Origin of the sequence: Petrotoga sp. Shatin.DS.tank11.9.2.9.3, from assembly GCF_003665005.1 — a bacterium.
GTDB classification, from domain to species: Bacteria; Thermotogota; Thermotogae; order Petrotogales; family Petrotogaceae; genus Petrotoga; species Petrotoga mobilis.
This window is the reverse complement of record NZ_JGVT01000001.1, coordinates 259377-273913: the sequence shown is the minus strand read 5'-3', so window position 1 is coordinate 273913 and position 14537 is coordinate 259377. Positions and strand designations below refer to the sequence as shown.

Below are 14537 nucleotides of genomic sequence, written 5' to 3'. Positions count from 1 at the left end.
AAGAATGTGAATTCGTTAACGGCTGGAATTATAGTTTTTCCAGGTTCAAACTGCGATAGGGATGCAAATTTCGCTTTAACGATTAACGGTTTTGATACAAAATATATATGGCATGATTTCAATCAATTACTGGATTTCGATTTGGTTTTTATTCCAGGAGGGTTTTCCTATGGAGACTATTTAAGGGTTGGGGCGTTGGCAAGATTTTCTCCCGTAATGAGCTCTGTAGAGAAGTATATATTGAACAAAAGAGGATTGGTTTTAGGGGTTTGTAATGGTTTTCAGATACTAACAGAAGCAGGGATATTACCCGGGGCATTAACCGTTAACACCTCTCATAGATTCATATGTAAAGATGTTGAAGTTGAAGTTGTAAATTATGATACACCGTTTATCAATGATGTTCAAAAAAAGATTTTAACTTTACCTATTGCCCACAAGGAAGGCCGATATATCAACGATAATAAGCTTGATCCTAAAAATATTGTATTAAAGTATAAAAAGAATCCCAACGGTTCATTTGACGATGTAGCAGGCATAATAAATGAAGAATACAATGTCTTTGGCTTAATGCCTCACCCAGAAAGAGCTTGTCATAGTGTATTAGGTAATGAGGATGGTAATTACATTTTTCAATCTATCAGGAGGTATTTGTCTAGTGCAGAATCAATTAACAATTAAAGAGATAGCGTTGGAATTAGGTATTTTAAAAGAAGAATTTGATCTTATCAAAGAAAAGTTGGGGAGAATACCCAACGAATTTGAAACCTATCTTTTTTCTGCTCAATGGTCTGAACATTGTGGTTACAAGCATTCTAAACATTATTTAAAAAAAATTAATGAATCTTATGAAAGCGAAAATGCAGGATACGTTCAGATTGGGGGAAAAGCTGTTGTTTTTAAGGTTGAAAGTCACAACCATCCTTCTGCTGTAGAACCTTATCAAGGCGCAGCCACTGGTATCGGTGGGATAGTTAGAGATATATTAGCTATGGGAGCAAGACCCATAGCACTTTTAGATTCGTTAAAATTTGGTAATATTTGCGATCCAAGGGTGAAGAACATTTTTGAAGGTGTTGTTTCTGGTATAAGTGATTACGGCAATTCCATCGGTGTCCCAACGGTTGGTGGAGAGACTTCATACAATGAAATATATTCAACAAACCCTTTGGTAAATGTAATGTGCGTCGGTATTGCTAACAAAAATCATTTGGCATCTTCCCATGCTGATGGTCCTGACAAACTTCTTGTATATGTAGGATCTAAAACCGGACGTGATGGAATCCATGGTGCCTCTTTTGCATCAAAAAAATTGAGTGGAAAAGATGACAGGCCTTCCGTCCAAGTTGGAGATCCTTTCACCGAAAAGAATCTAATCGAAGCAACACTTGAGATATTGAAAATAAAAGGAGTAAGGGCTTGTCAAGATATGGGAGCTGCCGGCATTCTTAGCTCTACTTCTGAAATGGCTTATAAGGGTGGAGTTGGTTGTGAACTTTATTTAGATAATATACCCAAAAGGCAAGAAGATATAGAACCTTGGGAAATAATGCTTTCTGAGTCTCAAGAGAGGATGCTTTTTTTGGTTAATCCTGGCACAGAAAAAAAAGTAGAGGCCGTATGTAATAAATACTTAATCGATTTTGCAATTATAGGAAAAACAATTTCTTCCCTTCATTACGTTGTGAAAGAAAATAGCGAAGGCAAGGTTCTTGCTGATCTTCCAATAGAGATCTTAGTTAACGCCCCTGAATATTATAGGAACAACACTATTCCTTCTATTTACATATTGAACAAAGCAAAAAAATACCCAAAAACAAAGATAAATGATGTAGATAAAATATTAAAAATATTGCTATCTAACCACAATATATCCAGTAAAAAATGGATTTATCAGCAGTACGATTATAAAGTTGGAACCAATACAATATTTATACCAGAACAAGCCGATAGTGCTGTACTTTGGTTAAAAAACACTCAAAAGGCTATTGCTGTTACAATTGATAGCAACGAACTTTACACCTATTTAGATCCATTTGAGGGTACAAAGAACGTTGTATACGAAGCTGCGAGAAATCTAATCTCTGTTGGTGCAAAGCCTTTAGCTATCACGGACAATCTTAATTTTGGTGATCCTGATGATCCTGAGGTATCGTGGCAATTTGAGAAAAGTATCGAGGGTTTGATTGAAGCTTCAAAAGAACTTTCTACCCCAGTGGTTAGCGGGAACGTCAGCTTTTACAATTCGTATCATGAAACATCGATTTTTCCTACCCCAGTTATTGGTATGATTGGAGAGATTAAAGATATAAAAAAAATAGTTAACCTAAAGTTCAAAGATTGTGGTGATGTAGTATATTTAATTGGAAAAACAGATATCAATGTTGATAAGATAGGTGGTAGTCTTTATTTAAAAGTTCTTGAAGGGTTTGTAGGTGGAGAGATAGACTTTGTAAATCCAATGTATGAAAGATATTTGCAAAACTTTATATTAGATCTAATAGATAAAGGTATTTTAAAAAGTGTGCATGATGTTTCAAAAGGCGGTTTGCTCACTGCTTTGGCGGTGTCCTGTATATTGAGTAATCGTGGTTTTAAAGGTATTTTAGATGCTTCCATAGAAGAACTTTTTGGAGAGAATCAGGGCAGGTTCATCGTGTCTGTTAGGAGTAAAGATTCCCGTACATTTGAGGATATGGCAAAATCAACTAATATCAACGTTAAAAAATTGGGAGAGATAAAATCCAGTGATGACGGTATCGATATCGGCAGTGCATATTTTGATTTAAAAGAATTGAAAAGTATCTATTTTGATAGTATCTCGAAAAGTGTGGAGGAATAATAGAATGTTGATGGAGAATTGTGGTTTATTTGCCGCATATTCAAAGGCTGAAAAGTACAACGTAAGTGGCAGAATTGTGGAAGGCCTTTTGGCACTTCAACATAGAGGCCAAGAATCAGCCGGGATCTCGGTGTCAGATGGTACCAAAATTACAACTTATAAGGGCAAAGGCCTAGTCAATAGAGTTTTCGGGGGCGGTGTATCAAAAAAAATTAACGGTTATTTTGGGATCGGGCACGTAAGATATTCAACGAAAGGGGTCTCTAATTTCACAAATGCTCAACCGCTTACTATAAAGTATAAAAATGAATTTTTTTCCATAGCTCACAACGGTCAAATTGAAAATGGTCCTGAAATGAAAGAGAAATACGAAGAGCAAGGCTCCATATTTATGACAACTACAGATACGGAACTTTTCCCCCATCTTTTAGTTAAGAAGCTAAAAGGCTCTCCTTCAAGTTGGAAAAGTGAAGAAATAGGTAAGTTAATTGCTGAAAATATATCTCCTTCTTACTCACTACTTTTTCTTTTTACAGATAAAGTCATTGCTTTTAGAGATCCTTTCGGATACAGACCGTTAAGTATTTGTGAAACTGAAAATGGAATTTATATAGCTTCGGAAGATAGTGCTTTCAAATTTTTTCCTCTTAGAAATGCTAAAATTAGAGAAATAAAGCCCGGTGAATTAATTGAAATAAAGGATGGAAAGATTAAAAGTCATGTAATATCTTCGAATAGTCCTAATAAGTTTTGCTTTTTTGAACATGTTTACTTCGCAAGACCCGATTCAAATATATTTGGTGATAATGTACACTTAATGCGTGAAAAGTTGGGAGAGCTGTGTGCTAAAGAGAATCCTATCAAAGCTGATATAGTTGTTCCAGTAATGGATAGCGGCTTTTCTGCTGCCTTAGGATATTCAAAAGCATCTGGTATTCCGTTAGAAATGGGGCTAATGAGAAACAAGTATGTTGGAAGAACTTTTATCGATCCAGATTTGCAAGAAAGAAAGTTGGGAGTCAGACGTAAACTTTTACCGATTAAAGAAGTTATAGACAACAAAAGAGTTATTTTAATTGATGATTCCATCGTAAGAGGAACAACGATGAAACATATAGTGAAGATGCTAAGGGAGAATGGAGCCAAACAAGTTCATATAAGAATAGCCTCTCCAATGGTTGTTAATACATGTCATTGGGGGGTTGATATTCCTACGAAAGAAGAATTAATTTGCGCAACTAAAACGATCGAAGAAATTAGAAAAATTCTTAATGCAGATTCTCTTAATTTTATAACTTTATCGAATTTACTTACTTCTTTAGGTGAAAAGGGAAAAAATTACTGCTTTCACTGTTTTATAAAAGATTAAAATTTTTTAAATTATTGGGTAGCTGGGCGAAGGGGGGCTAACAAAGACTAAACAAGGCTTACATGAAAACCATGCAAACAATTAATAAAAAAATCTGCTTTTAAAAAGGGTCACAGGGCGGATCCCTTTTGCTGATTTGTGCAAAAAAGTTTCTTAAAACGAACTTTGATTTTGAGGATCTTGGGGATCTTAAGGGGGGAACCCCTTAATGGCCAAGGGTGGGATGCGGGGCGAAGGGGAGCAAATATCATAGAAGACACTATAACCAAAATTTGGGAGGTAATCCATGTTTTATAAAAACTCAGGTGTAGATATAGACAAAGCTAACGAATCAATTAAAGAAATCAGATCTTTTATTGGCTCCAATATAGGTGCATACGCAGGGATATTTCCTTTGAAAGATGAGCTATCTAATTATAAAAATCCTTTTTTAGTAGCTACTTCCGATGGAATAGGTACAAAGCTTCAATTGTTAAAAAAGTATGGAAGATGGGATATAGCTGCACAAGATTTGGTGGCTATGAATTTAAACGATTTGGTTTGCATGGGTGCAAAGCCTTTATTTTTTTTAGATTATTTCTCTACATCACACTTAAATAAGAATAATTTTGTCACTTTCATTCGGCATTTAAAAAATATTTTAGATGAATATGAGTGTGTTCTTTTAGGTGGAGAAACAGCCGAACTACCTGGTGTTTTTAAAAACAAGAGTGAAGATATCGCTGGTTTCGCCGTTGGAATAGTTGAAAAAGATAATATATTTGACTATTCAAAGGTAGAGCCAGGTGATAAGCTTATCGGTCTTTCTTCTTCTGGGATACATTCAAATGGCTATTCTTTGGTTAGAAAATTACTGGATGAAAGAAAAATTACCTTCACAGAAGAACTTTTAAACCCTACAAGAATATATGTTAAACAAACTTTAACGTTGATTAATTATATAAAAGGTGCTGCTCATATAACGGGTGGGGGAATAATCGATAACTTGCCTAGAATAATACCTGATGGTTGTTGTGCAGATATAAAGGTTAATTGGGAGATTCCTTCTGTCTTTGAAAGTATTAAACAGTCAGGTGTCTCTGATGAAGAAATGTTCAAAACCTTCAACATGGGTATCGGTATGATATATGTTGTTCCTGAAAATAAACTTTCCGAAGTTAAAAAAATATTCGAATCTGTTTTAATGGAAGACTTTTTTATTATTGGAGAAGTGAGGTCAACAAAGGATTCAAACCAAAAAGTTAAAATCAGTTTTTGAACATATTTATTAGGAGCGATATACTGTGAAAAAGATAGTAATTTTAGCCTCAGGTAAAGGGACAAATTTTGAAGCTATATGTAAATATTTTTCGAAATCTGAAAAAATTAGTATAATTAAATTGATAACGGATAACAAGGAAGCTCAGGTAGTAGAAAGAGCAAAAATATTGGGAATAGATTACGAAATAATAGATTATAGCACTTTCAAATCAAAAAAAGAGTTCAATGATTATCTTTTTGATCGTTTGAAAGCTCTAGATTTTGATCTAATGGTACTAGCAGGATATATGAGAATATTACCAGGCTATATAGTTAGATATTATGCCGATAAAATAATAAACATTCATCCTTCTCTTTTGCCGAAATACCCTGGTTTACGTTCAATAGAAAGGGCGTATAATAATAAAGAAGAATACACAGGAATAACGATTCATTACGTTGAAGAGGAAGTTGATGGTGGGAGAATCATATTACAAAAAAAGTTAAAAGTAGACAAAAATTGGGACCTTGAAAAGTTAGAGGAAGAAATTCATAAGTTAGAACATCAATATTATCCTCAAGTAATTGAGAATCTCTTGAGCAATTCCGATGAAGATAGCTAAAGATTGATGGGGCGATGAATAAAGTTTATAAAGGATAATTTATAAAAATGACATGGGAGGCATTAGAGTGATAAAAAGAGCATTGTTAAGTACTTACAAAAAAGAAAAAGTAGTCGATTTCGCGCAAACTCTTCAAGAACTTGGAATTGAAATTATTTCAACGGGTGGAACCGCTAAGAAACTTCAAGAGAACGGCATCGAAGTTACCCCCGTTGAAGAAATCACCAATTTTCCTGAGATATTAAATGGAAGAGTTAAAACTTTGAATCCTTTTATACATGGAGGTATTCTTGCAAGAAAAGAGAATAAGCAAGATATGGAAACTCTTGAAAATTTAAAAATAGAGCCAATAGATCTCGTTTATGTTAATCTTTATCCATTTGTAGAAGTAGCTAACAAACGCGATGTTGACATGAATGAGTTGATTGAATTTATAGATATAGGCGGACCAACAATGATAAGATCTGCGGCGAAAAATTACAAAGATGTAATTGTTGTAGTAGATGAATCTGATTTGGAACAAATATCCACTAAATTAAAGACACCAGAAGAGTTAGATGAGAATTATAGATTGTACTTAGCTTCAAAAGCCTTTAATTTGACCGCCTTTTATGATAGTTGTATAAGTAATTACCTAAATGCTCAATTAACAAATAAGGATGATTTTCAAGAATTTTTAACGGTTCCATTTGAAAAAAGTTATGAAATGAGGTATGGTGAAAATCCTCATCAAAATGCCATTTTTTATAAAAATACTTTAACTTCTGGGGCTATGACTTCATTTGAACAATTAAACGGGAAAGAGTTATCCTTTAACAATTTAAGAGACGCCGATTCCGCATGGAAAGCGGTGAATGAATTTGAAGATACAGCATGTTGTTGTTTAAAACACAGTTCTCCTTGTGGTATTGCTTTGGGAGATAGTGTTATAGAAGCATACCAGAAGGCTTATTCATGCGACCCTGTTTCAATATTTGGTGGAATAGTTGCTTTTAACAGGAAAATTGATGTTGAAACAGCACTTGAGCTAAAGAAAATATTTCTTGAGATAATAATGGCTCCAGAGTACGATGAAGAGGCTTTAGATATTTTAAAAGAGAAAAAGAATTTAAGAATTTTGAAGATGAATTCTAAGCCTATTGATACGTATGAGTATGTATCAGTTGATGGAGGGATTCTCGTTCAAGAAGTTGATAAACGGGTTATAAACGAATTTGAGGTTGTAACAGAAACTAAAGTATCAGAAGAAATCAAAGAAGAACTTTTGTTTGCATGGAAGGCGGTAAAACACGTAAAATCAAATGCAATAGTGGTTTCAAAAAACAAGGCTACCACAGGCATAGGGGCTGGCCAACCCAACAGGATTTGGGCTGCTACGCAAGCTCTAGAAAGAAGTAAGGATAAAGGAGGGGACGTTTTAGCTTCAGATGCCTTTTTCCCTTTTAGCGATGTGGTAGAAAAGGCTGCAGAATATGGAATAAAAGCGATAATCCAACCTGGAGGATCAATCAGAGATGATGAGTCTATTCAGGCGTGTAACAAATATGGAATAGCCATGGTATTTACGGGAATGAGACATTTCAAACATATATAATTTGTTTAAATTTTTAGTATACAAAGCACCCATTTTTTGGTATACTATTAATGGGTGATTAAAATGAATGTAAAAATAAAATCTCTTATTTTACTAGGAATTACAATGTTATCTTTTTATTTTTTAAGAGCGGATTTTGAAAATATTGCTCTTATAGATGCTTTGATGGTAATAGCATTAACCGCCATTTCTGATAATATAAGAATTTATTGGAATTACCATAATAGGTTAGTTTCTAACACCGTTGGTTTTGTATATGCTTTTATATTGGGGCCTCAATATATTTTAATTTCCTCTTTAGTCATTCTTTTCAGTAAGACCAAACATCGAGAAATAAGTAGGAAGTTATACAGGACACTCGTGTTCTCCGCAAGCTATTCATTAGCCGCTTTGATTTCTTATAGATTTAATCCGCTTCTTTCTATATTTTTATTTTTGACTATTTCAAAAATTATTAACAGCATTATAGTTGAAGATAGAAAAAATTTCAACATTTCTGTGTTTTTTTATGAATATCTTTATTTTTTGAGTCTTTTACCTTTTTCTTATTTGTATTTACAGTTTGAGTTTTCTCCTTATAAGTATCTGATAATTTCTTTGAGTTTGTTAATACTATTGCTTTTTTATCTGAATATTAAAGTTAGAAACGAAAAAAGCTATGAGATTTTGAGAACCCAAAGAATACGAAGATTAAACGATGTGATTGTTAATTTAAGTAATGTCATCAGGCAACTTTCCTTGAAGGTATCTTCCGAGAAAATTCTTGATCAAATAGCAGAAATAATGCAGAAAAATATGGGTTATGCATATGTTCTTATCAGTTTGTTTAATTATCAGAATAATAAAGTTGAAAGAATAGCACATCGAGGTCTAAAAGAAGAAATGTTTGAAAAAATTAAAGGTCAAGAGGTTCCTATATCTGAAGTTCTTAAATTTATGGATGAAAAATATAATTATAAAGATACCTACTTTATTCCTCACGCTGATAAAATAAGCGAAACTTATACTTATCAACCTAGGGATGAAGTGAGCATAGATTATTTAGAAGATAATCAGAATTTATGGGATCCTGATGATTTATTGCTATTAGCTTTGAGAGATGAAAGAAACAACATTATAGGGTATATATCTTTGGATTCTCCAGAAAATAATTTAAGGCCGTCTAAAGAGGAGTTGAACATTTTATCGGTTTTCGCTCAGTTAGTCTCACTGGCGTTGGAGCATTCACAAAAATTCATGGAGATTAGAGACCAAGCCGAGAGAGATAGTTTAACGGGACTTTTTAACCATTCTAAATTATTTTCTGATTTGGAAGATTTTGAAAAAAATGAAGAGAAAATTTGTGCTGTATTTATAGATTTGGATGATTTCAAGGACATAAACGATAAATATGGCCATAAGTTTGGTGATGATGTTCTTGTTAAATTTTCTCAATTAATATTGAATACTGTTAGAAATAAAGACAGGGTTTATAGATATGGTGGAGATGAATTTGTAATTTTATTTACTGGTATTTCAACAGAGATTGGTATAAAGATTATAGAAAGGCTCTATGATGCGCTAAAAGTTTTTCAACCAAGGATCAGTTTTAGTGCTGGATTAAGTACTTGTGATGAAGTAATTAATAATTATAAAGAGATCGTTGAAATTGCAGACAGAAAAATGTATCTATCAAAAAATCAAGGTAAAGGTAATTTGATGGTTTAGTAGATCTTACTTTTGGTAGACATAAGACGAGGGTGGTTATTTTTTTGCAACAGGAGGAAAAAAATAATGAAAGTATTAGTAGTAGGCAAAGGTGGTAGAGAACACGCAATCGCTTGGAAGTTATCTCAAAGTAAAGATATAGAAAAAGTGTTTGTGGCCCCTGGTAATGATGGTATATCAATTGAAAATAAATGTGAATGTTTAAAAATAGAATCTATCAAAGAAATTTTGAATTTTGTTAAAAATAACAATATAGATATAACGATAGTTGGTTCGGAAGAGTATTTGGCTAATGGAATAGTCGATAAGTTTGAGGAGTCAAATTTAAAAATAATCGGTCCCGACCAAAAAGCCGCTCAATTAGAAAGTAGTAAAATATTTGCAAAGAGTTTCATGAAAAGGCATAACGTTCAAACAGCATCTTTTAATACATTTGTTGAGCTAAAAGATGCCCTTGATTATTCTAGAAAAGCGTCCTATCCATTGGTGATAAAAGCCGATGGTTTAGCGGCAGGTAAGGGTGTTTTTATATGTAATTCTTATAAAGATTCTACCCAAGCTCTTAATGAACTTATGAAAGAAGAAAAATTCGGTGAATCTGGTAGAAAAATTGTTGTTGAGGAATATTTAAAAGGCTTTGAAGCCTCTGTTTTTTTGCTGATGGATGGTCAAAACTACAAATTTTTTAACGTCTCGAAAGATCATAAGAAGTTGTTGGAAAATGATCAGGGCCCAAATACTGGAGGTATGGGAGCGATTACACCTCATCCTGATGTTGATGAAAAATTAACAAAGATAATATTTCAAAAAATCATAAACCCAACTATCAAAGGTTTAGAAGAAGAGGGTTTATTATATAAGGGATTCTTGTACTTAGGTTTAATAATAAAAAAAGAAAACACCCTGAACGGGGTCAAAGATGAACCATATGCATTGGAATACAATGTGCGTTTAGGAGACCCAGAAGCCCAATCGATGCTTTACTTATTAAAATCTGATTTTAGTGATATCATAAACGACATAGAAGAAGAGAGAGTTAACACTACCAATATTGAGTTTTATGATGGCTTTTCTTTTTGTCTTGTGCTTAGTAGCGAAGGTTACCCTTTTTCCTATGCAAAAGGTGAAAGAATCACAATTAAACCTGAAATAACTTCGAAAGTCTTATATTCTGGTGTTAAAAAAGATGGTGAAGATTTACTTACCAACGGCGGTAGGGTATTATCGATAGTAAATAAAGCAAATACATTAGAAGAGGCACGAAATATTGTTTACGAAGAAGCAGAAAAAATTCATTTTAAGTCAAAGTATTATAGAAAGGATCTCTAGTGAGTGTTTAACCGCTTCTGTTAATTTTGTGACGGCTTAAGGACTCCTCGATCTTGAGATATCCTTTTTTCATAGCTTTTTTACTCACCTGAACGTTGAATTGATCGCCTTTGATTTTTTTCATCTTCTCCTCTATACTTTTTGAACGCTCAGAATCTTTTTTTAAGATATTTTCAAGGACGTTTTTTACCGCGAGTTCGTTTTTAAATGGTTCCAATTGTTTCAGTAGTTCCAATCTTTCTTCTAGCGTTTTAGAAAAAATTTCAAAATTATCGTTCTCTAGCGAATCATCTAGCGTATTTTCCTTTTTGTTTATTTTACTTATTAATTCTTCTATTACGGTCTTTTGAGTATTCATTTAAAACCCACCTTTTCTCTTTCTTATGCTTTTAACGGCACTTAGCCTCCGTTCTCCATCCAACGTGTACTTTTTGAATTATACCACATTTAGCTTTACTACAAAAAAAAGTCGAATATTTGTATTTAGAGACATTTAACAGAGATTAGAGGTCATTATGATCGATTATTTCACTTTTTTGATGTTTTCTTGTATAATATAAGTTGAAGGTATTTTTATTTGCCAAATGGAAAAGGAGAATTCATTATGGAAACCAAAGTTATCGAAGTGGATCCATTAAATATCGAAGAGGAAAAAATTAAAGAAGCAGCTCAAGCAATCAAAGAAGATAAAACAGTCGTTTTTCCTACTGAAACGGTTTACGGTTTGGGGGCAAATGGTCTTTCAGAAAATGCCGTGAGAAAGATTTTTGAAGCTAAAGGTAGACCTTACGACAATCCTTTGATACTCCATGTATCAAACGTTAGATCTTTTTTAGAGTATACTTATATCTCTTATGCTCTTTTAGAAAAAATAGAAAGGTTATTACCAGGTCCGATTACTTTTGTATTAAAGAAACGGGAGGTTGTTCCAGATATTGTGACAGCTGGAAAAGACACCTTGGCTATTAGAATGCCAGCCCATCCTGTAGCTTTAAAATTGATAGAGTACGCTGAAGTACCAATTGCCGCACCAAGTGCTAATATTTCAGGTAAGCCTAGTCCAACAATGTCGGAACATGTTTTAAAGGATATGCTTGGGAAAGTTGACTATATAATTATTGGAGGTAAAGTAGAGTTTGGAGTAGAATCGACGATAATTGATTTAACTCAAGGAAAGATACCTATAATATTACGGCCAGGTCCCATTCCACCTGAGAAATTAAAAGAGATTTTTGGAGATATTATTATTCCTGATTTTGTATATGGAAAAATAGAACCGGACTATATAAAATCTCCGGGTATGAAATACAGGCATTACGCTCCTAACACCCCTGTTATTTTGGTTGAACATGATGATGCAAATACTATGGTAAAAAAGGTTTTAGAGGAAGTGAAAAGTTATAACAATCCTTTAGTTCTCTGCCTGAAAGAACATGTTGGATATTATAAATATCATAATATTAATTTTGACACTATAGGTAGTGAATCAAATTACTATGAATTTGCGGTTAAACTTTTTGAAATGTTAAGAAAATACGATGAAAAAGTTGATGCCATGATTATCGAAGGTATAGAAGATAAAGGTATAGGTATAGCAGTTATGAATCGTCTAAGGAAGGCAGCCTACCACATATTATAAGAAGGGAAGGGGTAAAATTGGAACTTTTATTTGATGTGGGTAACTCTTATACGATGGTTGGGATACACGAAGATGGTAAGTTTTTGACTTGGAGAATTGGACCAAGTAGCTTTGAGTCGGAGGATGGTTTATTTGTTATTATTTCAAATTTATTAAATCGAGTAAATGTTGATTTAAACAAGATAACCTTGGCAGGCATTTCTTCTGTGGTTCCCAATGTAAACTTTATTTTAGAACAGATGCTAAAAAAATATTTTAATGTTGAAATTATTTTTGTTGGTACGAAGAACAAAATTAATAATATAGCATATTTAGTAGATTATCCCAAAGAAGTTGGAGCGGATAGAATATGTAACGTTATTGCATGTAAACAAGAATATGGTGACAACGTAATTGCTATAGATTTTGGAACTGCTATAACCGTAGATGTCTTAGAAGGAGGGAATTTTGTTGGTGGTGCGATAATTCCTGGATTTAAGACCGCTATAGGTGCATTGTTTTCTAGAACCGCCCAACTTCCGAAGGTAGAGATAAAGATTCCTGAATACCATTTGGGGAAAAATACTATCGACAATATTCAAATAGGGGTAATAAAAACAACGTTATACGGAATAGAGAGACTGATAGACGAAATAAAAAGAGAAAGGAACAAAGATTTTGTCGTTATAGCAACTGGTGGAGATATGAGTTTCCTTTCGAGTAAAACATCTTTTTTCAAGCATTACGACCCTTATTTAACACTAAAGGGAATATTATATTATTCAAAAGAAATAAAAAAATTGTGATAGGAGGCAACGATTTGAACTTCTTGGTTGTTAATCCTTGGATCTACGATTTTGCAGCATATGATTTTTGGCTTAAGCCCTTAGGGTTGTTATACATAAGTGAGGTACTAACTTATTTAGGTCACAGCGTAACTTTTATCGATCTGCTAAACAGGCATGATGATGATTTAATTTCAAAATATCCTCCAAAAGATAAAAAGTACGGAACTGGTAAGTTTTATAACGAAGGAGTTGAAAAGCCGGATATATTAAAGAATATTCCAAGAAAATTTAAAAGGTACGGATTACCTTTAAAATTGTTTGAAAGTAAATTAGAAGCAATAAAAAAACAGAACAAAGTTGATGCAATTTTGGTGGGAATCACTTTAACATACTGGTACTACGGTGGAGAAAAAACTATCGAAATTTTGAGAAATATCTTCCATTCAACTCCTATCTTTTTAGGTGGAATTTATTCCACGTTGTATACAAAGCATGCAGAAGATAATTTTTCCAAATTTGGAGTCAATATTTCTCCAGGAACAGGCATGTCTCCTTTAAAGACAGTTTTGGAAGCACTAAACGAAGATACCACAAAATTAGATAACTTCAACTGGTTTGAAGAAATCGATCTTACCTACGATTTTTATGATTCCTATCTTACTTACGTTGTTTTGGTTTCTTCAGTAGGTTGTCCCTTTCACTGTACGTATTGTGTAACTCCTAAGATGTGGAAATTTCAATATAGAAGTATAGACAAAATAATAAATAATATAGAGTGTATTCTTAAAAAAAGACCTTATGTAAAGGATATCGTTTTTTTTGACGATGCGTTTTTATTAAGAAAAGATATTAAAGAATTGCTGAAGTACCTTTCTAAATTTGACGTTCGATATCATTTGCCCAATGGTATACATGCTCGGCGTGTTGATGATGAAATAGCTTTGTTATTGAAAAAAGCAAATTTTAAGACGATAAAGCTGGGATACGAAAGCTATGATTTTAATATTCAAAAAGGGACAGGGTTTAAGGTAACTAATAACGATCTTGTAAAAGCGGTTACATGTCTGAAAAACGCTGGTTTTGATATGAACGATGTTTATGCTTACGTCTTGGTAAATCTACCATCTCAGAATAAGAATGATGTAATACAAGCTGTTGATTTCTGCCATTCGCTCGGAATAAAGGTGAATTTAAACGAATTTACTCCAATTCCTGGCACGGTTGAATACGAAGAACTTGTTAAAAAAAATGCTATATCTTCAAATATAGATCCTTTGCTTCTAAACAACACAATTATCCCTTATTGGTCGAGTTTTGGCCTCTCTATTGGTGATATCGAAGAAGTAAAAAGATATACCAAAGCCAAATATACCAATTAGATGAGATTATTTGGCATTAGAATGAATTAGAATTGATTATGCCCAAAAA

12 protein-coding genes are annotated in these 14537 nt (G+C 33.2%); 11 read left to right on the top strand and 1 reads right to left on the bottom strand.

From position 1 onward, the window contains the following. The first annotated feature begins 6 nt into the window (after positions 1-6). The 8 genes from purQ to purD all read left to right on the top strand — a co-directional run bounded on the left by purQ (position 7) and on the right by purD (position 10703). Positions 7-681: a phosphoribosylformylglycinamidine synthase subunit PurQ gene (gene purQ, locus BZ25_RS01205; RefSeq protein WP_121515484.1), complete on the top strand. Its 675-nt coding sequence runs from the start codon at positions 7-9 to the stop codon at positions 679-681. Beyond that, positions 659-2842, top strand: coding sequence for a phosphoribosylformylglycinamidine synthase subunit PurL (purL, locus tag BZ25_RS01200; RefSeq protein WP_121567188.1), 2184 nt, complete (start codon positions 659-661; stop codon positions 2840-2842). Before purQ ends, purL begins: the two co-directional genes overlap by 23 nt. 4 nt (positions 2843-2846) lie before the next feature. Further along, positions 2847-4211, top strand: a complete 1365-nt coding sequence (purF, locus tag BZ25_RS01195; protein WP_121567187.1) for an amidophosphoribosyltransferase — start codon at positions 2847-2849, stop codon at positions 4209-4211. Between the two features lie 286 nt (positions 4212-4497). Continuing rightward, entirely contained in the window at positions 4498-5469 is a 972-nt protein-coding gene (purM, locus tag BZ25_RS01190) for a phosphoribosylformylglycinamidine cyclo-ligase (RefSeq protein ID WP_121567186.1), read from the top strand. Positions 5470-5494: 25 nt separating this feature from the next. Beyond that, positions 5495-6073 (top strand): phosphoribosylglycinamide formyltransferase, encoded by a 579-nt coding sequence (gene purN / locus BZ25_RS01185; protein WP_121567185.1) that lies wholly within the window; start codon positions 5495-5497, stop codon positions 6071-6073. A gap of 67 nt (positions 6074-6140) precedes the next feature. After that, a complete protein-coding gene (purH, locus tag BZ25_RS01180; RefSeq protein ID WP_121567184.1) occupies positions 6141-7667 on the top strand; it encodes a bifunctional phosphoribosylaminoimidazolecarboxamide formyltransferase/IMP cyclohydrolase in 1527 nt (508 codons plus the stop codon). 63 nt (positions 7668-7730) lie between these two features. Then, the gene (locus BZ25_RS01175) at positions 7731-9374 is read left to right on the top strand and encodes a sensor domain-containing diguanylate cyclase (protein ID WP_121567183.1); all 1644 of its coding nucleotides are present in this window, start codon (positions 7731-7733) and stop codon (positions 9372-9374) included. 66 nt (positions 9375-9440) lie between these two features. Next, positions 9441-10703 (top strand): phosphoribosylamine--glycine ligase, encoded by a 1263-nt coding sequence (purD, locus tag BZ25_RS01170; protein WP_121567182.1) that lies wholly within the window; start codon positions 9441-9443, stop codon positions 10701-10703. A 7-nt stretch (positions 10704-10710) separates the two neighbouring features. On the opposite strand, the gene BZ25_RS01165 is transcribed toward purD, so the two are convergent. Beyond that, positions 10711-11061, bottom strand: coding sequence for a hypothetical protein (locus BZ25_RS01165; RefSeq protein ID WP_121515442.1), 351 nt, complete (start codon positions 11059-11061; stop codon positions 10711-10713). A 246-nt stretch (positions 11062-11307) separates the two neighbouring features. Here BZ25_RS01165 and BZ25_RS01160 point away from each other — a divergent pair, with 246 nt between their 5' ends. The 3 genes from BZ25_RS01160 to BZ25_RS01150 are packed head-to-tail and all read left to right on the top strand — an operon-like array spanning position 11308 to position 14488. Further along, positions 11308-12342, top strand: a complete 1035-nt coding sequence (locus BZ25_RS01160) for an L-threonylcarbamoyladenylate synthase (protein WP_121515441.1) — start codon at positions 11308-11310, stop codon at positions 12340-12342. Between the two features lie 17 nt (positions 12343-12359). Further along, positions 12360-13127, top strand: coding sequence for a type III pantothenate kinase (locus BZ25_RS01155; protein WP_121567181.1), 768 nt, complete (start codon positions 12360-12362; stop codon positions 13125-13127). A 14-nt stretch (positions 13128-13141) separates the two neighbouring features. After that, positions 13142-14488: a radical SAM protein gene (locus tag BZ25_RS01150; RefSeq protein WP_121567180.1), complete on the top strand. Its 1347-nt coding sequence runs from the start codon at positions 13142-13144 to the stop codon at positions 14486-14488. Positions 14489-14537 lie beyond the last annotated feature (49 nt).